The organism is Cumulibacter soli (assembly GCF_004382795.1).
In the GTDB taxonomy this organism is placed as follows: Bacteria; Actinomycetota; Actinomycetes; order Mycobacteriales; family Antricoccaceae; genus Cumulibacter; species Cumulibacter soli.
This window is the reverse complement of the sequence record NZ_SMSG01000006.1, coordinates 313,155-334,378: the sequence shown is the minus strand read 5'-3', so window position 1 is coordinate 334,378 and position 21,224 is coordinate 313,155. Positions and strand designations below refer to the sequence as shown.

Genomic DNA, 21,224 nt, shown 5'->3' with positions numbered 1-21,224 from the left:
GTCACCCCCTGTTGAGTTGTCGCTCCCGTTGAGCGCGGATCATCGAGATCCCGGACGGCTTCTTGGGCTTCGCTTGCCCAGGGACCTCGACGAACGTCGGTTCGTCGGGCTTCTTCCCCTTGGGCGAGTTGATCGCCTGCGTCATGTAGTTAGCCGAGATCACCTCGTTCGCCGTTCTCACGGCGATGAAGCGGTCCGTGTCCCATCCGTGAAACTGCACCGGATCGAATGGGTCCGGATCAACGGGCTTCAGTTTCTTGCCGGCCTTCTTCGCTTCCGCCTCAGCGCGGGCGAACGCGGCACGCTTCACCGCAACCGACGCCGATCGCTCAGGCAGCCACCGGAGCATGTGCAACGCCTCGCGGCACGAGTACGGGCGACCCTCGCGAATGATCGTCACGAGGGAACAGCCGTACTCGGCGGCGAAGTCAGCGATAAGCGCCCCGTCAGACTCTGCTAGGAGTCGGACGAGGGCGAGGCTTCCCCCAACTCGGTCCGCTCGTTGTACGCGTCGTAGATCTTCTCGGCCACGTCGCTAGGCAACTCGCCAAGTTTCTTCTTCTGGGCAGCCGTGCCGGTGCAGGCAAGTTTCAACTGCTCCACCAGATTCATGTGGATGTCCTCGTTGATCTCGGTGAACGAGAGTTCGAGGTCGTCCTCACTCTGGCGCGCAATCTGCGCGGCGCGGCGGAACAGCATCTCGCGGGCTTCAATGAGCGGTTTCATCAACTTCCGCTCCGCCGGGCTCATCATCCCGAACCGGCGGAACTCCAGCACCGAGCCGCCGACCTTCGCCTTGAAGTCATTAGCCGAATCCAGCAGCGCATCAGCATCAAATACGTCAGACATTTCCTAGCCTCCCTAGCAGGTTCCTAGCCATAAATGAGAGTTGGAGGGCGCCTAGCCGACAGGGCTAGGAGACTGCCGACCAGGCGCCCAGACAAGGGGGCCTAGCCGCCGACCGGAGCCGTGAAGGTCTCCGAGTACCAGCGAGTCGACGTACCGGTTTCCGGCTCGAGGATCGTTCCAGCGAGCGGGACCTCAGCGAACTGGTCCATCGGGAACGTGATCGGACCATTGCGGCGCACGCTCACGCGAGGCATGAAAGCGGGGAACACGTCCAAGCCGTCCTTGAAGATGATGAGGCACGGAACCTCAATCGGCTTCGAATCCGCCGCGGCAGGCGCATCGAAATAGCCATCGCCCTCGGTGCCGCCGCCGTAGTACAACTCCATAATGCGACCCTTGCGGGGCTGCATCGAGTTCAACGTGAACCGCGAAACAGCCGCCTGAGTCAGAGTCTCCTTCAGCACGCGGTGCTGCAGAGTGCCACGATTCTCATACGTCGCAGCATCTTCCTCGAACTGGATCGTCTCATCAATCTTCGTATCGCCGAGGCTCACCAGGCCCGCAATCGCACCCGCCACCGGGTCAGCGATATACGCCTCAATCGCAGTGAGCGTAGGCATCGTGACCGTAGTGACGCCGTCACCCATGAGGATTCGCGCGTCACCGGCCTCGAACATTTCTTCAATGACAAACCCATCAGCCATGATCGGTTTCCTTTCCATGCGCGGCCGTGACCGCAAACGTTGTGATGTATCGGTTGTGAGTAGTTGCTTGGCCCTCGAACCGGATCTCGGTGGGCAACTGTCGACACCTGGCCGACTTCATCTCCACGCCGCCGAATGACTGGCCAACCGACGACCGGAAGGCGTCGAATAGGTCCGCGGCGAGCCGCTTCGCTACGCCGCGCGAGTAGCCATGCGCGGTCACCTGGACCTCGAACGACACGCGGGATGCCCTCTGCAGCGTGGATTCAGGGGTGGGGAACCGGATCAGCCACGTAACGAACCGCGGCGACGCTGACGACAACGCCGCAGCGACGTCAGATGCCGACGCGACTGGTGAGCAGCGGTCCGCAGGGCACACCTGCGAGGCGACGCCCCGAAGGATCACGTCGCCGTCGATATCGCTGATCATCCGCCGGCCGTATCCACAGCTCGACCAAGAACACGCAGGCCCTTCTGGGTCCGCCCGTTCTTGAACGTGCCGCCGAACTCGATGGCCGCAGCAGCAGGCTCGTTCTTCTTCTTGCCGTTGTCCGACATGACCACGTAGCCGTCGACATCGCCGTACTCGGTAGAGATGCGTGACGCCAACGTTCCGTGCGGCGCAGCGAACACTCGAGCGTTAGCAGCGATCGTCTCGGTGTTCTCCCGGACCGCCGCCTTCACCTTCGGGTTCCGAGCGACAGAACGATTGAAAGCCCGCTTGGGCCGCAGTCTCACCTTTGCCACTTCGTGCCCACCGCCTTCGCGAACACGACGTCATGCGACGTCGTAGGTGACATGCGATGCCGAGTCGGCTCACCGAGCTGCTCCCACGTGCGGCCATCCCACTCGATGCGGGCCATCGACCCGCCGGGATACCCGACGCCCGCGAACCGGCGCGTCGTCGTGAAGTCGTACCCCGCCGACGTCGCGAGATCCACGCTGATCGGCTGCGACGAACACGCCCACGACACCGCAGCGCCAGCCACCGGGCCATCGTCAGGATCCGGCGGCTGCGACAACGGGATCACCGTTGCCACGTGCGGCGGATTCGTCAGCAGGCTCACAGAACCCACCGCCAAGTCGCACTCGGCTTGCGCGGCAGGAGCCGCTCGATATCGGAGTCTCGGAACCACACGAACCCATCACCGAAACGCGAATACGAGTAGTCGCCCTCGGACTCGGTCTTGAAGCCTTCCGAGTTCCGAAGTGCCCCAATGACCGCCTTCGCGACCAACTTCGTGACCGACTCCTCGCCGATCTGCCCAGAATCCACCAGAGCGTCTAGGTCGGGGATATGCTCGCGCAACTCCGTGAGCGCATCTTCGATTTGCTTGTACACATAGACGTCGTCGAACGGGAACGGCCCGGGCCAGCGATCCTTGATTTCGTCGACAGGAACGGTGATCATCAGACCCTCCTCGGGCATGACTGAGGGGCCGAGTTTCCCCGGCCCCTCAGCACATCGACCTACTTAGCGTCAGCCACCTTCGGCGCGACCTTGGGCTCGGGCTTCGAGCCATCGCCGATTAGTCCCCGCTTCGCGAGAACCTTCTGGTCGTCCGCCGACACGAATGCGGGAACCTCAGCGCCCGCCTTCAGGTAGTGGTGCCTTCCGTCCTTATCGGACACCGCGATCAGCGGAGCCGTAACGATCTTCGCCATCTCCTACCCCCTACGCCAAGACGCCGTCGAGCACGCACGCGGCACCCGGGTCGGTCACGTAAGGGACGGCCACACGACGCGCACGTAACCGCCACTGGTCGTTCTGGTCCTCGCGCATCGACTTGGTCTCGGCGCCGGACTGGGTGCGGGTGTACCCGCCGCCCAGGTCCTCGTAGCCGACCCCGCCGAGCATCTGGCGATCGGCGACGAGTGCGTCGATACCGGTCGGCATGTTCGGAGTCGTGCGGACCTCCAGACCCGCGATAACCGGGAACTCGCCGGTGTACACCGCGTTCGCCTTTGACTCGCGCGCCATCAGTGCGGCGATCGCAGTGTCCGAGGCGACATAAGCGAACACCTCATCGCTCATGACAACGACGTTCGGGTTGTAGCCCTTCTTCTGGCCGGTGATCTTGCCCTTAGCGAGCAGGATGTCTCGCAGGATCGTCGCGCCGCTCGCGCTCCACGCAGTGGTGATCGTCTGCTCCTGAGTCACCACCGAAGCAACCAACGCCAGAACAGTCGAGTCGAAGTCGATGACGTTCGAGTTCACCAGGGCGGTGATCGCGCGGTCGATCGCGTTACGACGCTCACGCTTCAACTTCTCGTCAGTGACGAGCGAATCCTGACCGCGCTTGTCGGTCTTAGCGATCTGCGCCGGCACGTCACCGATCAGAGCAAGCGGGTACTCAGCCCCGGGCGAGATGGACTCGACCGGCCGGTCGGTGACCTCCGTGCCCTGCGACTCGTACTGAATCGCGCCGCCCTCGACGTTCGGGCGCCCAGTGAGCAGGTAATCACCGATGAACTGGTTCAGCGCGATTTCGTCGTAACGACGTGCAATCAGCGTCGGCGAGTTCAGAAACTTCTTCAGCGTGCCCAGATCGTTCTGGGTGAACGCGTTAGGGTATGCGTTTCCCATGTCAGCCCCTCCTTATCGAGCCATCTGAACGCGGACCTTGGTCCCGTTCGCGGCAGTGGTCAGGGCGACACCGACAACAGTGCCTGCAGCCGGATCTGCGCCGAGAGTGGCGACAGCCCCGTTTGCGGCAGCCGCGACAGCAGCGCCAGCGGTGATCGCACCGGAAGCAGTGAGTTCCTGAGTGCCACCGCAGTGGACAGTGACAAGCTCGCCCGAAGCGACATCAAACGCAGCCACACCCAGCCATGCAACCGAAGCAGCACCAGCAGGGCCAACCGTGTTGGATCCCGAAACGGCAACGAGCTGACCGGCAGTGATTGCCGCGCTAGCCGGGATCGGCAGAGCCTTACCCGGAATGCGCACTGGCAAGTAATTAGCCATTGCTCTTTCCTCCGTAGAGTTCGTTGTAAAGGACGTCGTCCTCGTCTTGATGTTCAGAAGGTGTTGCGCCCGGCTTCAATGCCGCGACGGACCGACCCTTCTGGAGCGGATTCCCTGCCTTCAGGGAATCCAGTTCGGCCTGCACGACTTCCGTGCTTCCGGCAGCGCGGATGAGATCGCCAAGACGCTCAGCGCGGCTCAGAACCTCCTCCTCGTTACCTCCGCCGATGAAGTCGAAGTAGTCAGACGGGATCCCGTGAGTTGCAGCGGCCTTCCATCGCAACTCGTTGACCTTGTGTGTTTCGGCGGCCTGGCGAAACTCGGCGAGTTCCGCCTTCGCGCGCTCGATCTCACTCATCTGGGCACGCTTCGTCTCTGCGAGCTGGTCGCGGGCGGACTTGGCCGCCTCGAACTCTTCTCGTGAACCGAACGCGCGCTCGGAAAGCCGCGCCTTGTCTTCCTTCAGGCCCTGAATCAGATTCCACGCACGCTCGGCGTTGAACTCTTCTTCCGAACCCCACGGCGGGGCTGCCTGCGTCGCCTCGGGCTCCTGCGCCTGAGGTTCAGTCTGGGTTGCGTCGTCTGACATGGTGGCGTCCTCCTGGGACATGGATGTGGTGGTGCGCCCTCAACCCGCTGGGTCGAGGAAGTCTTGTTAGCCCTGCTCGCTGAAAACGGTCCGTGCGAGCGACTGAACGGGGTCCGTCTCGCGCATCTGGCGCGCGCGATCGACCTTCGTGTCGGTCCAGCCAGGGATGTCCTCCCACAGCATTTCGACCGGAACCTGCAGCATCTGGGCGAGTTTCCCGAGGCCGTCGACCATCTGGGCGAATGAGCGTGCCGTCGCGTCTTTCCAGCGGATCTCGGACTCGTAATCGTCGGCACCTGGATCGCCCGCGATGTGCGCCTGAATCCGAAGCGTCTGCTCGTGCGATTCGCCGAGGCTCGTGGTGATCTCGTCTGCCTTGCGGTCCTTCGCACTTTCCAGGCCGGCCAGCGCCTCGGCGGAGATGTTCGAGATTCCGTCTGCGCCGAGAGACTGCGGCGGGATCTGCCCGATCGCGGCAAGATCCATCACGGCGGAACGCTTCGATTGGATGTACCGCGTCAGGTCGGTCTCGTCGAACTGGCCGACCTTCACGTCGGGGTCCTTGAACGACATGATCGCAGCTGCAGAAGCCTTAAGCCGCTCGTGCTCGTCTTGTGGGATCCAGCCGATGATGTACTTCTGCTTGAACGCGGCGAAGTACTGCGCGACCAACAGCCCGAACGTCGTCTCGGTGATGCGGTCCTGGATCGCCAGCAGCGGCTCGACGATGCCGTACTGCTCCTCGCCGTCCAGTAGCATTCGGTCGCGGTAGCGCACGACCGGGCACACGCCTACGCCGTGCTCCTTCGCCTCGATGAACGTCAGTCGCCCACCGAGGTACTCGGCCGAGCAGGACGGCGCCAGTCCTGAGCGCGGCTTGTTCTCTCGGCCGAACGTGTAGGTCTGCTCCTCGTCGTACAGCGTGATCAGGTCGTCGTCGATGTGCAGCGCGAGCATCGGCCACTCATCATCGGACGGGTCCTGATACAGGGCGGTCAACTGGCGGGGTGACACACACTTCACGACCGGACCGCTGTCGCCAGGCAGATTGATCGTGTACGCCACGCCGTACTGCAGCGCCGCACGGTGCAGGCCCGTCTGGCGGGCGTTCATCCGGTTGCGCTGCCAGTGCTTCCAGGCCGGCTGCTTCTCCATGCCCTTGTCGGAAGGGGAATAGATTCCCTCGACCTTCATCGACTGCGAGAACGTGTCCACTGCGAGCGGCATGTAATTGGTCTCGGCCTTACGGGCCAGAGACTGCATCTCCTTCGGAGCGCCATCCGGGACATCCACGCGGTACTGGCCTTTGCGCGCGGGGCGCATCGCGTCAGCGATTCGCTGCAGACGAGGCATCTCAGCACTGCGTGGGCCATTAAGAATGTCGACAACGGACTCCAGGGCCCGCTTCTTACTGAGAGCCACCTATTTGCCTCCCATCAGAAGAAAGCCGCTTCGTTTGTGCGTTCAGGCGTGGACCCTGACTTCCACTCACTGGAAGCCAGGACAAGATTTCGGACCATCCGAGCGCCGATCATCGTCACCGCCGCGTCGATCTTCAGTGGTGAATCTTTCGTTTCTTTGCCGATCGACGTTCCGTACTGGTTCAACTTCCGGCGAGCGTTCGCAACATGCCGCGCGGTGATCGCAGCCCCGTCGTGCCTGAACGTCTTGTCGTAAATCTCCTGCTCAACAAGCTCCACGGCTCGCGTGAATAGATACGACCTCGAGCGCATATCCCACGCGATCACCTGCGGATCCTGGCCGCCCTTCTGTGCCCACACCCGCAGCTGGTCGCCGTACTTCTCCGGCCACGACAGCTTCACGAACGACTCCCACTCGCGCACGTCAGCGAAGAACGCCCACACATCGAAGCGATCCATCGCTTGCGCAACGTGCGCATCTACGTCGTCCGCTGGGACAGTCCACCCGTCTACTTCGAGGTCGGGTTCCCACACCTTGATTTCGAACGAGTAGCCGTCCGAGATCCGGCAGCCCGACAGTGCGGTCGCGTCACGCGACTTCGAGCCGTCGAAGAACAACACGACAGCGTCGCCGTCCGCGACAACTTCGCTCGGATCGGCGAGTGTTGCCCAGTCCTGCTGAGTCACCCATGCGTTCGCGACAGCGGTCGGCATATTCAGGTACTTGCGGCGCGCGTTGTCCGCCGTCGTGCGGCCGTCGAGGATCTTCTGCGCAATCTCCCACTTCGGAACCCAGAAACAGTCGTCGTAGACCCAATCCAGTGCCGACAGCAGCGAAGCCTCGTCACCTAGGTCGGTATCGGGAGGGGCGATACGCGCGTCGTACAGGATCCGCTGCTCACCCTTCGTGCGCCCTTCCTCTTGAGCCACCCACGCGTCATAGGTGCGCTCAGCCTCGGACCCCGACCCAGGGACCCACGCGTTCGCCGTCTCGATCAGACGAGAGCCCGACTTGATCAGGTTGTCCTCAACCGTCTCCATCAGGTCCCGGCCGCCGTTCGACACTGACCAGTGCTCGGTTTCGTCAGCGACCAGGAACGTCGCCTCAGCACCTTCCGCAGCACGCGCAGATGATGTAATCGTTTCGAGCGTCCCCTCGGGCAGCCGATAGAACTGCGTTTTACCGACATCGATGTGATAGTCCATCGATAGGCGCGAACCCTTCGCGCACATCGCGCGGACCATCCGCATCGTGTTAGCAGTCTGCGACTCGGCCGTGGCGACGATCTGCACCAGCGGCATGTCGACGGGCTTGCCGACACAGCCACCCGGGCGCTTCGGGTCGAAATCCTTCAGCCGTACCGGCCCGCAGAACTCGATCAGCGCCATCGCTCCCGCGTTCGGCGACTTGCCGGCGCCCTTCGCTAGCCGCCGAACCGCGCGGTTAAACAGCCATCGCCCCTGCTCGTCCACGGCGTAGAACCACAGCAGGAACCGCACCTGCGAGGGAACAAACTTCCAGCGCTCACCTACGCGAGGCCCATTAGGATGCCTAAGGTACTTCCCGGCCCACTTGACCGCTTCCCAACCGAGGGTGAGTTCCGGCAGGCCATCAGGGAGAGTCGCCAGACGGTCGCTAGGCGAGAGCGTCGCGGTACTCATCAAGCATCGCTACAGAGGCGTCCTCGTCCTCGTCCGTCGTAGGCTTCGACAACTCGACTCCAGCGCGACGACGATCCGCCTCAGAGACAAGCAGGTTCGACATTGCCTTCAGATACGCCGACAAAGACGCCCCCTTCATGGGGATCGTCTCCTTCACCGCCTCGGTCGTGAATTTGTCGACCTGACGGAACCCCACGAACTGCGGATTCAGATCACGCGAGATCGACTCGGCCATCAAGTACGCCATCGCCCAATCGGATGGCTCGTAGAAGTCCGACTGGCCAGACGCACGCAACGACCGGTACCACGCAGCCGCGATCGGGTGCCAATCCTCGTCGGGGTCAGGCATCTCGACGTCGATCGACGCGACACCTTCGGATTGCGGGCCTTCCGGCTTATTGCGCCGGCGGCGCTGAGTCGAACGTTTAGGAGCGGGGCCACGAGTGCCCATATCCAACCTCCTGGGTCAGAAGAACGCAGCACCACCTGGGCGCCGCAGGAAAACTAAGCCGCCTTAGCGGGAATCTCGAACGGATCGGCGTACAGGTCACGGCGAAGCGCCTTCAGCACGTTGTCGCCTCGACCATCAACGAGATCCAGCGCCCGGCGATAACGCCGATTCGCCTCAATGAAGCCATCCAGGCCGGGCCAATCGTTCACGTCGTAAACCGGCACGATCTCGCAATCACAGCCATCGTGAAACCTGTTCAAATCCTGGCGACCGGCCGACGAGGCCGACTTGTAGACCGCGCCTCGGCTCGCGAGCATCACGCAGAAGCCGCAATTCTCAGCACCCGTCAACCGGCGCGCCCAGCCCACCGGCGAACCCGGACCCTCCGACGTCTCCACGACGACCCGCGTCGCATCCCGCGCAGCCTGCTGAACATGCCGCTCCACCGCAGCCTGCGAGGCGACCTCAACCAATGGACGATCGTGTCCCTGAGCCAACGGCTCACGAAGCACGCGCGTCAACGCGACATCCAAAGCGTGCATGTCGTAATACAACGACGGTATATCCCCGATCGGAGCGCCGTCGTGCAGCTCAGCCTCGCGAACCATCGCCGCAGCAGCCTCGGTCAACGAGCCGCGACGAGCCTGGACAACAACTGGGAACAGCACCTGCAGCAGCCGCCGCCACTGCGGATCCGAAATCCGATCGGGAGCCTGCTGGATCAGCGCCGCTAACACCTGCCGGAGCAACCGAACCGCCGCGGTCTCCATCGGTAGACCTCGATTCTGGACTCTGAAACCCGTACAGCCAGCCAGCCGCTATGACCACCGGGCCGGGCCGGGGAGAACGATCTTGGGGTATGCCCCAGGGGTGGGGTGGTCGACGGCCTGGTCGTTAAGCTCTTCGCAGTCCGGGGTTCGGTTCGCTGCGGCGTTTCCCTCGCGCTATTCGAGCGGCCTTGCCTGCCGTGGCCTGCTTCTGCGTGTGCGCGTTGTGATGAGGCCAGCATAGCAACCGTAGGTTGGCTAGGGAGTGGTCGTGCGGATCGTTTATATGGTCGACATCTCGACCAGGCTGACCGCATAGGACGCACAGGCCTTGGTCTCTACGGATGACTGCTCGGCGTATCGCTGGCCAGTCTGGCGGCATCTCGAGGCGGCGCTTGCTACTTCCTCGCTTCTGCCACGCCATCAGCCCGGACCTACGACCTTGCCGCGTGGCGGCTTACCTTGGCGTACCCGGTTCACGTCTGACCCAGCGGCAAATCCGAAGCGTTCGATGAACCACTTGCTAGCGGTGCGTCGAGCCTTCTCGGGCGGTAGGTACTTCAGCAGGTGCCGATAAAGTTCCGTCCAGGTGTTCCACTTGGCGCGGCCCTTGCCGATAACCCAGTACCTATGTAGCTGCTCGCCGCCAGGGTGGGTGTCGATCGCCATGGTGTCACCCTTCGCCTCGCTCGCCATCGCGCATCAGTAAAAGTCCTCTGGCTCTTGTCGTACCTGGGGCTTAACATCAGTCTCATGCACCCGCAGATGCCGCCTCAGCGCCCCATGCCTCAGCAGTACCCGCAGTACGGGCAGCGCCCGTCGATGTACGGGCAGCCACCGCATGTGCAGTACGGCCCGCCTCCGGTGCGGCGTGATCCCTACGTTGTGGCCGTGACCGTCCTGTACCTGGTCGGCGCTCCATTGGCGCTACTGGCGACCGCCGTCGCCGCTGAACCGCTCAGCGACGGATGGGGCGCCGTGTTCGACGGATACGTGCTCAGCGGTCCCGGCTGGGTCATGCTGCTCGCATTCACCTTCACGGCCCTGCTTGGCCTGTCGTGCCTGTCGAACGGGATCGTCCGGCTGGCGCGCGGTTGCCGCTGGGACGTTGGCGCGTGGACTGCATTGGCGTTCGCTGCAGTCGCGGCGGCCGGCCTGTTCGGCGTTATAGCAATCACGGCGACTGAGCGAATCGCGATAGACATGACGTTCGTCGTCTACCTGTTGGGGACGTTGATTGCTTCGGTCGCCGGGTTCGTGGGTGCTTTCGTCTCGAAGTAGTCCCCGCTGGCCTCGGCTTTTGCGGACCATGCAGTCACCAACGCCTCGTTGGTGGTGTGTCCGAGACCAGCGGGAAAGTGAACCCTCGCCTGCTCGCTGCGCTGTGGCATGGGCGAGAGCGCCTGCGCTTAGGTTCACCCTGGCCGAGCGTCCTCGGTGCGGTGGCAGGCTGTCGGTCGCTATCTGCGCTTTGTGTGTCGCAGGGCGGGCGAGGGAAGTAAAGATCCCCGAGAGTGCGCATCGTGGAGAGGCGTCGGGGATGTGGTTGAGGGCAGGCTCTGCCCCCACAACTCGTAGCATACGTGACGCAGATGCATCTGTCATCCAGCAGTACGACGTCGGCGTGGCGCGGCGTGCTGTGCACCCAACTCCACCGCGCGCCTGAATGGCACCAGGCCCATGCCATTACGCCATAGTCGACGCTGATCAACCCAGCGACCCACTGTCGCCGGCGTGAAGGCCACGCCGTACATCGAGGTCAGCAGCTCGGCCACGTCCGCATCGCTGCCGTGGTAATCCATCAGCGCATCGATTCGAGCCTGGCGCACCGAGCCGACGTCGACGACGCGTTCACAGGGGCGGCAGGTTGCCTCGCTGCTGCGCTCGTACGCCGTCAGGTCCGACCCGCAGACGTCGCACTGGCCGACGACGATTCGATCCGCTCGACGATCCACTAGCCACCGCAACCGCTGCGCAGCGTCTGCGATCTGCTCAGCGAGTTCGATCACCTCGGGTAGCAGCAGCCATGCCGAGGAGTACAACTCCAGCCAGCGGCACGCTTGCGCGATCGTGCGGACATCCTCGGGCGTGCGATCGCCTGCCAGGTGGCGAAGCCACGTCGACACGACCAGCCGCACATAGTCGCGCGTCTCACTGGCGGCCAGGCTCACTGGCAGGCCATGAGCGCCGCCGGACCCGCGAGAGCCACCGGGGCCTACGCGGTCCTGCCGGGTGAGCGTGGTGTGGCTCTCCGGCCACAGCGCAGCGATCTGGCGTAGATCCTCGTCGAGGCGCTTTGCGCAGGAGCGGCACAGGTAGCCGGAGGTGGTCGGCTCACCGCATGGGCACTCGGTCACGTCGTGGTCCTCTCAGAACGGCGGGGTGTCGGATGCGTGGATGGTGGGCTCGGGGGTGATGCTCGGCTGTCTCGGCAACACTGACCCACATTCGTGGCCGGCTACGACGTCGTAGCGCTGCCGGGATGTGCCGATCGGGTTACGCCGGTAGGCGACGCTGCCGAGTAGTCCGGTGCTGGTGGCGGTGCGGCTGCGCATCTGCCACCGACCTTTCGCGTGGTCGCGTACGAGGTCGTAGGTGACGCGCTCGAGTATCAGTGCGGCGAGTTCGCCTTGTGCGGATATCGGCTCGATGTCTGCGTGGATCTCTGGGCAGGGCTGTAGCCATTCGATCTCCCAGTCGATGCCGGCGATGATCGTCTGTCCGCATCGCGGGCATGGCTTGGCGGTGGCGTACCGGGTGTTACCCATGTCGGTGAGCAGACCCTTGGCGGTGAGGATGGGCTTGAGTTTCTGCCAGTCGGTTTTCGTCATCGCAGATCACCGGGTGGCACTTCATCCGGGGTTTCCGTATTCAGGTCATCGTGCGCGCTTTGAGTCGATAGGAAATTGATAAATAGCAGAAGTGCCACCCAGCGCCACCGGGTGGCACTTGTGGCAGGAGTTTCCGCTTTAGCGGCTTCGCGCACGCGCGCGAAGCGCGTAGTGCGGACCAAGTGCCACCCAGGGGTGGCACAACGGGTGGCACTTCTTCCGGACTTTGCGGTTGACCTGGGCGTTTGTGGTCTCAGAATGGGTGGCACTTGGGGTGGCAGATGCTTCGCGGGTGGCACTTCTCGCGACCTCATTACTCACCTTCCTCGTCCTCGTAGGTGGGCAGCACGATGCCGTCGTAGCGGCGCCTACCTTTGGCGCCCTTGACGGAGTGCACGTCGTGTTTGTCGCGCAGCTGCTGGGTGAGTTGGCGCGCCGAGACAGGGGTGTCGCCGTTGGTGGAGCACCAGCGCTCGTACCGCTCGCGGAGGTGGCTGACGTCGGTGCTGCCGACGCCGCGCGGGACCAGGTTGCATTGGTCCTCGATGAATCGACCGATGGTGTCCTGGTCGCGCTGGTAGGCCTCCGTGGCTTCGCGTACGTCCGCGGGGATGGCAAGCCCCTTCTCGAAGTACGCGGCGGCGCCTCGCACGATCCACGCGAGGATTGCGGGCGCTTCGGCTTCGAGTTTCTCCGGAAGTCGCGGGTCACGGCGCTCGACAGGCACGACATGGTCGAACGGGACGGTGACGACTCGGCGCCAGAACGCGGGTCCGCCGGCAGTCGCCGATGGCAAGTGATTCGCGAGGAGGAACAGGGTATGGGTTGGCGTGAAGTCGAATGTGTCTTGACGCATGAAGCGGGCGCTGATGGTGTCGCCGCCGGTCAGTTTCTTGATCTTCTCTTCGTGGAACCGTTGCCCGTCCTCGATTTCGCTGGCGACGGTGAGGCGTTGGCCCGACAACCGCGCGATGTCGGTGGGGTGTGGTTCGTAGCGTTGGGCGAGAAGTGTGCTGGTGGGCAGTGAACCGGCGTACCCGTGTATACCCTTGCCGATCGCGTACATGGCTGCCTCGAACAGTGTCGACTTTCCGTTCGCGCCGGGGCCGTGCGCGATGATGAGGATCTGCTCGAGGACGCGGCCGACGAGTGCCAGGCCGAGGACGCGTTGCACGAATCCCCGTAGCTCGGGGTGCGTGCCGAATGTGTCGTCTAGGAATCGTTCGAACTCGGGCGCTGCCATGTCGAAGTCGGGGGCGACGGCGGTACTGCGCGTGTGTAGTTTGCTGGGGTCGCTGGGCGCGAGATCGCCTGTGCGTAGGTCGACGATTCCGGCGGGCGTGTTCAGTTCGTAGGGGTTCGCGTCGAGCGTGGTGATGTTGACGGCGAGCCGTGTGTCGCTGCGTGCCTGGCGGGCGATTCCCGTGACGCCGATTGCGGATAGGGCGCGCTTCTTGAATGACGCCCAGCTGTCCCCTTCGGGGAGCGCGCGGGTGAGGGCTTTGATGTATTCGCGGTGCAGGTCGCGCTCGTCCCATTCCCACCGTGAGCCACTCCAGGTGAGCCACTGCCCGCGCTGGGGGCAGTATCGGAGGTCGTCGGCGTGCAGGTGTGCGAGTGCGCGCGCAACGCCGTCCTCGGTCGGTCCGTAGGTGGATGCGTCGATGGTGGGCGATAGTTCGACAATCTTGGCGCTGGTCCCGTCGGTCTCGATGCTGACGGTTGGCGTTTCAGTCAGCGGGGGAGCGGTCGGGACGATGGCGAGGCGTCGTTGCTCGCCGTAGCCATCCTTGGCGAGTTGCTTAGCGGCCGCTTTGTAGTCGCCGCCGTGGTTGAGCAGCGTGTACGCGGCGTACTTCGTGTACGGCGTCTCAGTGTCGAAGTCGGTGCTCGAGGAGAACACGTAGAACCGGTCGACGCCGTCGGCAGCCTGGTTGGTGGTGGCGCTGGTGCCGTCGCGCACGTGTTTGCCTGGACGTGTCCAGGCGTGGCCGCGTCCGAGGCGGTGTGCTTTCTGCCAGCCGTGCGGGGTGAGGATGTCATCCCAGGTCGCTCGCTCGTTGAAGTCGTCGCCGGGGCGCTTACCGCCGATGCTGGCGGGCTGCTCGTCGATCTGGGCGAGGATGCCGGTGGCGGCTGGCTGGTGCGGTTCCTCGCGTGGGGGTGTTTCGTCGAGCATGGCGGCGATGGCATGCAGCGCGTCGCGTTCGTCCTCGGTGATGACGGGGACGGTGGCGGGCCCGCCGACGAGGACGCGCCACGGTTTGCCGGTGGGGTGTGTGCGTCCGGCTGAGGGGGCGATGACGACCCAACCACCGGCGCCGCGAGTTTCGATGGTGGCTTCGCCTGCGCAGTCGCGGGCGAGTTTGGTGTTGCCGCGGACTTCGCCATCGACGCGGTACAGGTAGTGCACGCCGCCGGACGGTGTCTGTTCGACGTACCCGCTGGTGATGCGCGTCCAGAGGTCACTGAAGCCGTTGTCGGCGAGCAGCTGCGCGAGGCGCGCACCGAGGCTGTCGGCGACGGCGCGACCTTCGAGCTCGATCATTTCGAGGTTGCCGCTGACGTGCCCACACAGGACGCCGATGCCGTCAGTGTCGTGCAGCATCCGCGCGAGTTCGTCGCGCGCGGGTCGCTCGGACTGGTATTGCTTCCAGCTGACGGCGGGGCGTTTCGATCCGTCGTTGGCGGCCGGGAGCACACAGGCGCCGGCGTCGTGCCACGCGAGGGAGACGTTCAGCAGGTTTTCGTGAGCCATGGCGCGCTTTCTGTTGGCAAGGGCGTCGACTACCGTTCCGACAATGAGTGCGGATGCCTTTTATCGGGCCGATATTGGAAAGATCTGGGTTAGTTCGCGGTCACGGGACGTCAAATACCACGTGCTTGACCTCAAAGGACCGAAGGAAATGAGCGATGAACAACTCGATCGGTGTCTCGATGAAGCGGGCTGGACTCGTACCGAAAGGTGGGCAAACGTAGGAAACGAGCGTCGATGTGCGGTCAAAGAGAAGTCTTAGTCGGCCGCCCCTCGTCGGGCCGTTTCGGAGAACGGTCCGACGAGCGAACTGGGTCGGTCAAGCTGCGATGGCGGCGGCGATGACCTGATCGTTGACGGCGGGGTTGTTGCCGAGCGCGGCTTTGATGGCGTCGGCGGCGAGGCCCATGGCGTGCAGCTGCTTGATCTGCTCGACAACTGTCGGCCCGCTCGCGGGTGCTGGCGGTGCAGTTGCAGGCTGCGGCGCTGGCGCCTCGACGGGGACACTGGTCGCACTCTGCTGCTGCGTGATCTCACCTGTGGTCGTGTCGGCGAACATCCCGGCGGTCGCCGACGCGGGCTTGAGCCCGTACGCGAACACCTTGGTATCGCTGAACTTCGGGTTATCACTGGGAATGACGCTCTCGAATGTCGCCGTGAACGTCGCGCCGACGTCGAGATCCGTCATGCCTGCTGCGTGGACCGCGTCCTTGAGGTTCTGGGTGCCGACGCCCCACGCCTTGATGTAGACGGCTTGCTTGTCGCCGTTCACGTCCAAGACGATGCGGACCTGGTTTTTCGGGTTGCCGTCGTCCCACGTCTCCGGGTTACCGGTGACGAAGTCGCGCATCTGCACGATCTCCGCCTTGACGATGGTGCCGGTGACGGTGGCACCGAGCGGGCTGTTCTTGTCGAACGCGCCAGGAATCTTCTCGCCGCCGAGTTGGTCGAGCAATGACATGGTGTTTTCCTTTCAGAGTGGTGCTCTACGCGGTCGCGAAGAGGCTTGCTGTGGTTTGTGGGGCAGTGGGTGTGGTGGAGAAGCGGCGAGGCTTTGCACACCAGGCGCACCAGGGGTCCTCGCATTCCGGGTACATGCCGAGGACGGCGTCGATGCCGAGCGCGTCGACGAGTTGCGCGACGGCGGTTGCTCGGTCGAGTGCGTCGATGGCGACCTGCTCGTCGTACGGCTCGTACCACCAGAGCCGCTCGGACCATTCGGAGTCGCGGCCGATGAACCACGCTGCGACCGTGTTCACGGTGTGGCCGGCGCGCTGCATTCCGCGCCCGTACAGGTGGAACTGGACGCGGTATTTCTGGCCGGGTCCGTGGCGCCTGTGGCCGGCGAGCGTGCTCCTGCCCTTGGTCTTGACGTCGATGACCGTGCCCGACTGCCAATCAAACAGATCGCAACTGCCGGTGACCTCGACGCCGTTGATCTCGCCGACACTGACCCGCGTCTCGGTCATATACATCGCCGTGGTCGGGTCGGCCGCGGGAATGATCTTGTCGAGTAGTTCAGCGTGGATCGCGGTGCCGACCCACGCTTTCGTCTGCAGTGCGCGCTCGGGCTCCGCGTCGCCGTTGAGTTTGTGGGCGAGAGCCCGCGTGCACTCCTCCCCGACCTCGCTCGGTCCGATGCGCTTCTGTAGCGAACGCGGGTCGTGGCGGATGGCGCGTTCGAAGATCTGCTCGACGCTGGCGATGACGAATTCGGGTCGGTCGACTTCCGGCAAGTGCGCGAACAGCGCGGGGTCGGCGCTCCCGCGAGCGAGCGGGACCTTCACGACGCACCGCCGTGTAGCCGTGCGCGCATCTCGTCGATGGTCTGGATGACCGGGGGATTGCTGATGCGGCGGCAATCACGATCTTCGCAGCGCCCAGTACCTTCACTCGGTCGGATCTTGCACATGGAGCAGATCTCTTCGACCGGCACGAGCGGGATTGCCTCGTCGATGGTGACGGTGATGTTGTCACCGATCGTCACGGTGACGGTTCGCTTCGTAGTCATCAGAGCGCCCGCAATCCCGGCGTGCCCGACGGCAGGGTGCAGGCGCCATAAATTGCCGGCGGTAGCACCTTCTTCGCGAGCGAGCCCGACAGTTTCGATTCGGTGCACGCCGTAATCTGCTCAGCGCTGAGCACGGCTCGGGCCTGCGCGTCGTTCCAGGTGGCGCGCGGCTTGGTGAGTGCGACGCCGCGCAGTTCGCGGTTCTCCGGCTGCAGTTCGAGGATCTGCGCCTTGATTGCATCGGCGTTCTCTTTGTGCTTCTCGGCGTACATCTTCGCGTCGAGGTAGTCCGAGCACAGCCGGTCGAGAGTGGCCTGGCGATCTTCGTCGTCGTGGCTCATGGTGGTCTCCTAGTGGTCGATGTTGTTAGCGGCGGTGAGTGCGATCGCGACGAGAGCGAGCGCGGTGAGGACGAGCCAGGCGGTCATTCGGGACGGCCTCCAGTCAGTAGGGCAATCAGGTCGCGGACGGTCATGAAGGCGACCTGGTCGAGCGGATCGGTGGTGCCACGGCGTTTCGCGACGACGAGCCCGACGCGTGCGTCATCGTTGAGCCGTTCGATCTCGGCTTCGCTGAGCCACGGGCCGACGTGGTAGCGCCCGCCGTAGTCTTTGGTTTCGACGACGATGCGATCGTTGAATCGAGATCGGACTGAGGCGATGTCGCCCTTGTCGGCGCTGCCGGTTTTCACGCGACGATCTATCCGGTCGTCGACGTGCTCGGCGAGGCAGTCGGCGATGCTGCGCTCAAAACGCGCGCCCGCGGCCTTGGCGGATGCCCTGGTGCGACTCATGCAGCATCACGTCGCTTGAGTGCAGTGACCATTTCGCGCGCACCCGCGCGATACAAGGCCCGCTCGACGGCGGCTTCGCGCATACCGAGTCGACGTGCCACGTCCGCTACACCCAGGCCGAGGTCGGCGAGTTCGCGGACCCGATCGGCGGTGGTGACCTTGACGTGCTCGCCGACGTTCGGTGTCGCGGCCGGATCGTCGATAGCGTCGTCATCCCACGCCAGCGGCGGCACCCAACCCATCCGAGCCGCGTAGTTCTTCGAGCGGCTCACGCTGATGCGATCGTGCCGCTCGTCGGCCGGCGGCGCCTGATCCCATAGTTCTTCGTAGAGATCGATGATGACGCGTCGGGTGGCGACGAGGACGTCGCGCGTTCCGTGCAGCAGCGGCGTGAAGTTGCTGCGCTGCACACCGATGCGATCAGCGAGGCGAGCACCGGACCACCCGATAGCGACGAGCGCCTGGATGCGTCGCGTGGTTCCGGTCGCATCGACTCGTGCGCCGTCGGCCAGGACCGGAGCCGCGACGGCGAGGAGTTTCTCGGCGGTCGCTTTCGTGACGCGCCGCGATGGGGTGCGAGTGCCGTCCGGTCGAGTCTTGCCGTACACCAGTTTCCATAGCGATCCGTGCGAGACACCCGAGGCTGGGGCGATGGTCTTGAGCCCCATTCCGGCGAGGCGTAGTTCGCGTACGTGTGCACGGACGGGGGCGGCGTCGACGTAGTTGTCCCAGCGCCCGTAGGCGTGCTGCTTGCGGCGATGCTGTTCGTACTCTCGGTGTGCGCGCGCGCACGGCGTGCAGCGACACCGGTCGAGGACGTAGCAGGTTCGCGTACCGTGCTGATGATTCGCGATCTTGTGGCGGCACGGCTTCGGGGTGCGGTCGACCTGGCTCACTTCGCACCGCCAACCCACTGAGCGGAGATCGCGTCGATCTCTGCAGGCGTCACGCCAGCGCCGAGAACCTTGTGAGCCTTGCCGGCGAGGACCTTCGCGGATCGGTCGACGTCGCCGTTCTCGCCGAGTCCGCGGTAGAGGCACTCGAGCAGAACGTTGACTGCGCTGGCTTCGGTGATCGTCACGAGTCGTCTTCTTCCTCGTCGTGGTGAATGAGTGCGGGTGCTTCGAGGAACGCGACGTCGAGCGCGGCTTCGGGGGCGTCGATAGCGATACCGACGGCGTGCGCGGTGAGCAGCTCATCGACGCGGGATGGTTCGTAGTCCCGTTGGCGGACGTGCGGGCCGGCGTCATAGTCGTGATGCGTGTCGCTCACGCCGCACCGCCGGTCGGCTCGTCATCGACGTACGGGGTGAGGGTTTGCTTGCGGGCGAAGTCGAGCAGGCTGGGAAGTTCGCTGACGCTCATGAGGCGATCGCCGCGCTTCTGGTCGGCGCGCCGCATCACGATGCTCAGTTCGACATCGACGCGACGTAGTCTGTGGTAGCTGCCCATGACGGTCCTTTCGTGGTGGGTGGCTGCCCGTCTCGCTGCAATCGAGGGCGGGCCTTTCTTGTGCTGGGGTCTAGGTGCTGGCGTGGCTCATAGCGCTGCGATCCACAGCAGGAGGTAGATGGTGAGGACGATCGCGGCGGCGCCCATGAGGACGGCTGGCCACGATTCGGTGACGTACTCGGGTTCGTCGCGCTCGTTCATCGGCCGGCCGCTTTCCGCTCGTGGTGGGCGCGGCTACGCGGGGAGAGTGCGATGCCGTCGAGGACGTTGAGCGTCGGCTTACTGGTGTCGTCGTCGCTGGTCTTGGCTTTCACTTCGTGCTTCGCGAGGAAGTCCCGCAATTGCTTCGGGGTGATGCCGACGTTGCGGCCGATGCGGACGTGGTCGCATTCGCGCCGACGGATCGCTTCGCTGAGGTAGTTGAGGGTGAGGACGCCGCCGCAGACCTCGACGGCTTTCTCAACGGTGTACGCCATGAACTGGGCGGTCATGACGCTTGCCGTTCACGGCTAGCGGCTATCGAGACGCGAGACACCGACGCCAAAAAAAGAGACCCGGATGGCGCGTCGAGTGCTTTCTCGATCGCCCTCGCTGAATCGGATCCACAGGTGTTGCGACGGCCTGAGCGTAGGTGGCCGATCACTGAACGGTTCACGCCCGACCTCTCGGCGAGCGTGCGCACCGACATGCCCCGATGGTTCATATAGCTTGCCAATGCCTGATGGCTGATGAGTTTCACCAGCAACCTCCAGTACTCCATTGCTTGCCCCTTCGACTGTAGACGTATGACTCGTGTCTTGCAAGACGTTAGACGATGTAGACAGTTCTGTCTACACAACCCGTGTCGAATCTGCGCAGATAATCAGCGCCAGCCATACTTACAAGGACGTTATTTGTAGACGCCATGTCTACAGGTGTGGCTAGACAGCGAGACAGGGCACGCGGGAGGCTCGTAGACGTGAGAGAAGAAGTCCCCGCGCAGTGGCGCGACCTATTCGAGGGAAGAGGCCTAGAGAGTGGCCGAGACCTCGCCAAGGCGATCGATGTCGCGCCCGAGACTGCGAGACGCCTGATTAATGGCATGTCCGTGAGCCGCGGCACTCTGGAAACAGCGGCGAAGTACTTCCGTGTGCCCGAGGAGCAGCTTCAGCGGTTGCGTGGCGAGGAGTCTGCAGGCCCGCCGTTCCGACTGCCTCGCGAAGCAGATCGGCTTACCAGTAAGCAAAGACGCGTCGTGCTTTCCGTTGTTGATGCCCTGCTCGAGAAGTCCGAAGACTCGGCCGGCGCTACAGTCGCCGATCTCGATGCGGCGCGTTCGCCTTTCGACCCGAAGGCGAATCCGCCAGAGCCAAATATGCTTCACGACACCGAGTCTGGTAAAAAACCTGTTAGGCGAGCGGCTCGGAAGCCGCCGAAGGACAACAGGACCAGGTGAGCGCGATGAGCGAGGAGTACCCGCGGCTTCCCGATGGGTGGCCCACCGACGCCGATTCGCTCACGCATGCCGACCTCGACGACTACGACATCCAGCGTGGCCCCGAAAAGCGCCCGCTTTCACTCAAGGACCGTCAGGGCATCTACCGCTACAAGTATTTGCTCGGTGATGACGAACGGAAGAAAAAGAACCGCAACACCTGGATCGGGTTCGGTGCGTTCGGTGCGGTCGTAATAGGCATCGTCGTCGCGATAGCAGTTGGCAGCAGTGGAACAACGGCCTCCGACGACTACGCCGTCGCAGCGTGCCAGACCGCCGCCGAGGCGAAACTGAAGGATCCCGGTTCGGCGAGTTTCGACCTCGGTCCGACGCTCGGTCGTGATAGCGACGGCAACGTCGCGACTGTCGCGGGGACTGGCCACGGGGCGAATTCGTTTGGTGGAACGGTGCCATTCACCTACACGTGCGACGTCACGCTCGATGACGACACGTACCGCGTCACGAACGCTCAAGTGACCGAGTGAGCAGGACACATAC

General features: G+C 63.9%; 32 protein-coding genes. 3 read left to right on the top strand and 29 right to left on the bottom strand.

What is annotated here, in order from left to right; all coding sequences use genetic code 11:
• Nucleotide 1: 1 nt before the first annotated feature.
• The 16 genes from E1H16_RS14990 to E1H16_RS14915 form a co-directional block, all read right to left on the bottom strand.
• Nucleotides 2-400 carry a hypothetical protein gene (locus E1H16_RS14990; RefSeq protein ID WP_134324716.1) on the bottom strand — a complete coding sequence of 133 codons (399 nt, stop codon included), beginning with the start codon at nt 398-400 and terminating at the stop codon, nt 2-4.
• Between the two features lie 56 nt (nt 401-456).
• Nucleotides 457-849 carry a hypothetical protein gene (locus E1H16_RS14985; RefSeq protein ID WP_134324715.1) on the bottom strand — a complete coding sequence of 131 codons (393 nt, stop codon included), beginning with the start codon at nt 847-849 and terminating at the stop codon, nt 457-459.
• A 101-nt stretch (nt 850-950) separates the two neighbouring features.
• The gene (locus E1H16_RS14980; protein ID WP_134324714.1) at nt 951-1,553 is read right to left on the bottom strand and encodes a phage tail tube protein; all 603 of its coding nucleotides are present in this window, start codon (nt 1,551-1,553) and stop codon (nt 951-953) included.
• Nucleotides 1,546-1,983, bottom strand: a complete 438-nt coding sequence (locus E1H16_RS14975; protein ID WP_134324713.1) for a hypothetical protein — start codon at nt 1,981-1,983, stop codon at nt 1,546-1,548. The genes E1H16_RS14980 and E1H16_RS14975 overlap by 8 nt, the downstream gene beginning before the upstream one ends.
• On the bottom strand, nt 1,980-2,291 hold the full coding sequence (locus tag E1H16_RS14970; RefSeq protein WP_279586373.1) for a DUF5403 family protein: 312 nt from the start codon (nt 2,289-2,291) through the stop codon (nt 1,980-1,982). The genes E1H16_RS14975 and E1H16_RS14970 overlap by 4 nt, the downstream gene beginning before the upstream one ends.
• Complete coding sequence (locus E1H16_RS14965) at nt 2,288-2,620, bottom strand: hypothetical protein (protein ID WP_134324711.1); 333 nt, start codon at nt 2,618-2,620, stop codon at nt 2,288-2,290. The genes E1H16_RS14970 and E1H16_RS14965 overlap by 4 nt, the downstream gene beginning before the upstream one ends.
• Complete coding sequence (locus E1H16_RS14960; RefSeq protein WP_134324710.1) at nt 2,617-2,964, bottom strand: hypothetical protein; 348 nt, start codon at nt 2,962-2,964, stop codon at nt 2,617-2,619. Before E1H16_RS14960 ends, E1H16_RS14965 begins: the two co-directional genes overlap by 4 nt.
• Before the next feature lie 59 nt (nt 2,965-3,023).
• A complete protein-coding gene (locus E1H16_RS14955) occupies nt 3,024-3,218 on the bottom strand; it encodes a hypothetical protein (RefSeq protein ID WP_134324709.1) in 195 nt (64 codons plus the stop codon).
• 10 nt (nt 3,219-3,228) lie between these two features.
• A complete protein-coding gene (locus E1H16_RS14950; RefSeq protein WP_134324708.1) occupies nt 3,229-4,140 on the bottom strand; it encodes a phage major capsid protein in 912 nt (303 codons plus the stop codon).
• Between the two features lie 12 nt (nt 4,141-4,152).
• Nucleotides 4,153-4,521, bottom strand: coding sequence for a capsid cement protein (locus E1H16_RS14945; RefSeq protein ID WP_134324707.1), 369 nt, complete (start codon nt 4,519-4,521; stop codon nt 4,153-4,155).
• Nucleotides 4,514-5,110, bottom strand: a complete 597-nt coding sequence (locus tag E1H16_RS14940) for a hypothetical protein (protein WP_134324706.1) — start codon at nt 5,108-5,110, stop codon at nt 4,514-4,516. The genes E1H16_RS14945 and E1H16_RS14940 overlap by 8 nt, the downstream gene beginning before the upstream one ends.
• A gap of 66 nt (nt 5,111-5,176) precedes the next feature.
• A complete protein-coding gene (locus E1H16_RS14935) occupies nt 5,177-6,532 on the bottom strand; it encodes a phage portal protein (RefSeq protein ID WP_134324705.1) in 1,356 nt (451 codons plus the stop codon).
• 14 nt (nt 6,533-6,546) lie between these two features.
• Nucleotides 6,547-8,193 (bottom strand): terminase, encoded by a 1,647-nt coding sequence (locus E1H16_RS14930; RefSeq protein WP_134324704.1) that lies wholly within the window; start codon nt 8,191-8,193, stop codon nt 6,547-6,549.
• The gene (locus E1H16_RS14925) at nt 8,168-8,644 is read right to left on the bottom strand and encodes a phage terminase small subunit (RefSeq protein ID WP_134324703.1); all 477 of its coding nucleotides are present in this window, start codon (nt 8,642-8,644) and stop codon (nt 8,168-8,170) included. Before E1H16_RS14925 ends, E1H16_RS14930 begins: the two co-directional genes overlap by 26 nt.
• A 53-nt stretch (nt 8,645-8,697) precedes the next feature.
• Entirely contained in the window at nt 8,698-9,414 is a 717-nt protein-coding gene (locus E1H16_RS14920; RefSeq protein WP_134324702.1) for a VG15 protein, read from the bottom strand.
• A 420-nt stretch (nt 9,415-9,834) separates the two neighbouring features.
• Entirely contained in the window at nt 9,835-10,107 is a 273-nt protein-coding gene (locus E1H16_RS14915) for a hypothetical protein (RefSeq protein WP_134324701.1), read from the bottom strand.
• A 57-nt stretch (nt 10,108-10,164) separates the two neighbouring features.
• Between E1H16_RS14915 and E1H16_RS14910 the strand changes: the two genes are divergently transcribed.
• On the top strand, nt 10,165-10,692 hold the full coding sequence (locus E1H16_RS14910; protein WP_134324700.1) for a hypothetical protein: 528 nt from the start codon (nt 10,165-10,167) through the stop codon (nt 10,690-10,692).
• Between the two features lie 320 nt (nt 10,693-11,012).
• On the opposite strand, the gene E1H16_RS14905 is transcribed toward E1H16_RS14910, so the two are convergent.
• The 13 genes from E1H16_RS14905 to E1H16_RS14845 all read right to left on the bottom strand — a co-directional run bounded on the left by E1H16_RS14905 (nt 11,013) and on the right by E1H16_RS14845 (nt 19,743).
• Nucleotides 11,013-11,768: a hypothetical protein gene (locus E1H16_RS14905; RefSeq protein WP_134324699.1), complete on the bottom strand. Its 756-nt coding sequence runs from the start codon at nt 11,766-11,768 to the stop codon at nt 11,013-11,015.
• 12 nt (nt 11,769-11,780) lie between these two features.
• Nucleotides 11,781-12,242 (bottom strand): hypothetical protein, encoded by a 462-nt coding sequence (locus E1H16_RS14900; RefSeq protein ID WP_134324698.1) that lies wholly within the window; start codon nt 12,240-12,242, stop codon nt 11,781-11,783.
• 313 nt (nt 12,243-12,555) lie between these two features.
• Nucleotides 12,556-15,000: a phage/plasmid primase, P4 family gene (locus E1H16_RS14895; protein WP_134324697.1), complete on the bottom strand. Its 2,445-nt coding sequence runs from the start codon at nt 14,998-15,000 to the stop codon at nt 12,556-12,558.
• Between the two features lie 316 nt (nt 15,001-15,316).
• Complete coding sequence (locus E1H16_RS14890; protein WP_134324696.1) at nt 15,317-15,958, bottom strand: hypothetical protein; 642 nt, start codon at nt 15,956-15,958, stop codon at nt 15,317-15,319.
• Nucleotides 15,959-15,983: 25 nt separating this feature from the next.
• A complete protein-coding gene (locus E1H16_RS14885) occupies nt 15,984-16,784 on the bottom strand; it encodes a PD-(D/E)XK nuclease family protein (RefSeq protein ID WP_134324695.1) in 801 nt (266 codons plus the stop codon).
• Nucleotides 16,781-17,008, bottom strand: coding sequence for a hypothetical protein (locus E1H16_RS14880; protein ID WP_134324694.1), 228 nt, complete (start codon nt 17,006-17,008; stop codon nt 16,781-16,783). The genes E1H16_RS14885 and E1H16_RS14880 overlap by 4 nt, the downstream gene beginning before the upstream one ends.
• Nucleotides 17,008-17,349 (bottom strand): hypothetical protein, encoded by a 342-nt coding sequence (locus E1H16_RS14875; RefSeq protein WP_134324693.1) that lies wholly within the window; start codon nt 17,347-17,349, stop codon nt 17,008-17,010. Before E1H16_RS14875 ends, E1H16_RS14880 begins: the two co-directional genes overlap by 1 nt.
• An 83-nt stretch (nt 17,350-17,432) precedes the next feature.
• Nucleotides 17,433-17,801: a hypothetical protein gene (locus tag E1H16_RS14870; RefSeq protein ID WP_134324692.1), complete on the bottom strand. Its 369-nt coding sequence runs from the start codon at nt 17,799-17,801 to the stop codon at nt 17,433-17,435.
• A complete protein-coding gene (locus E1H16_RS14865; RefSeq protein WP_134324691.1) occupies nt 17,798-18,697 on the bottom strand; it encodes a hypothetical protein in 900 nt (299 codons plus the stop codon). The genes E1H16_RS14870 and E1H16_RS14865 overlap by 4 nt, the downstream gene beginning before the upstream one ends.
• On the bottom strand, nt 18,694-18,882 hold the full coding sequence (locus E1H16_RS14860) for a hypothetical protein (RefSeq protein ID WP_134324690.1): 189 nt from the start codon (nt 18,880-18,882) through the stop codon (nt 18,694-18,696). Before E1H16_RS14860 ends, E1H16_RS14865 begins: the two co-directional genes overlap by 4 nt.
• A complete protein-coding gene (locus tag E1H16_RS14855; RefSeq protein WP_134324689.1) occupies nt 18,879-19,073 on the bottom strand; it encodes a hypothetical protein in 195 nt (64 codons plus the stop codon). Before E1H16_RS14855 ends, E1H16_RS14860 begins: the two co-directional genes overlap by 4 nt.
• The gene (locus tag E1H16_RS14850) at nt 19,070-19,252 is read right to left on the bottom strand and encodes a hypothetical protein (protein WP_134324688.1); all 183 of its coding nucleotides are present in this window, start codon (nt 19,250-19,252) and stop codon (nt 19,070-19,072) included. Before E1H16_RS14850 ends, E1H16_RS14855 begins: the two co-directional genes overlap by 4 nt.
• A 197-nt stretch (nt 19,253-19,449) precedes the next feature.
• On the bottom strand, nt 19,450-19,743 hold the full coding sequence (locus E1H16_RS14845) for a hypothetical protein (protein WP_134324687.1): 294 nt from the start codon (nt 19,741-19,743) through the stop codon (nt 19,450-19,452).
• 467 nt (nt 19,744-20,210) lie between these two features.
• Here E1H16_RS14845 and E1H16_RS14840 point away from each other — a divergent pair, with 467 nt between their 5' ends.
• Together E1H16_RS14840 and E1H16_RS14835 are read left to right on the top strand one after the other, a co-directional pair.
• Nucleotides 20,211-20,687, top strand: a complete 477-nt coding sequence (locus E1H16_RS14840) for a helix-turn-helix transcriptional regulator (protein WP_134324686.1) — start codon at nt 20,211-20,213, stop codon at nt 20,685-20,687.
• Nucleotides 20,688-20,692: 5 nt separating this feature from the next.
• Entirely contained in the window at nt 20,693-21,211 is a 519-nt protein-coding gene (locus E1H16_RS14835; protein ID WP_134324685.1) for a hypothetical protein, read from the top strand.
• Nucleotides 21,212-21,224 lie beyond the last annotated feature (13 nt).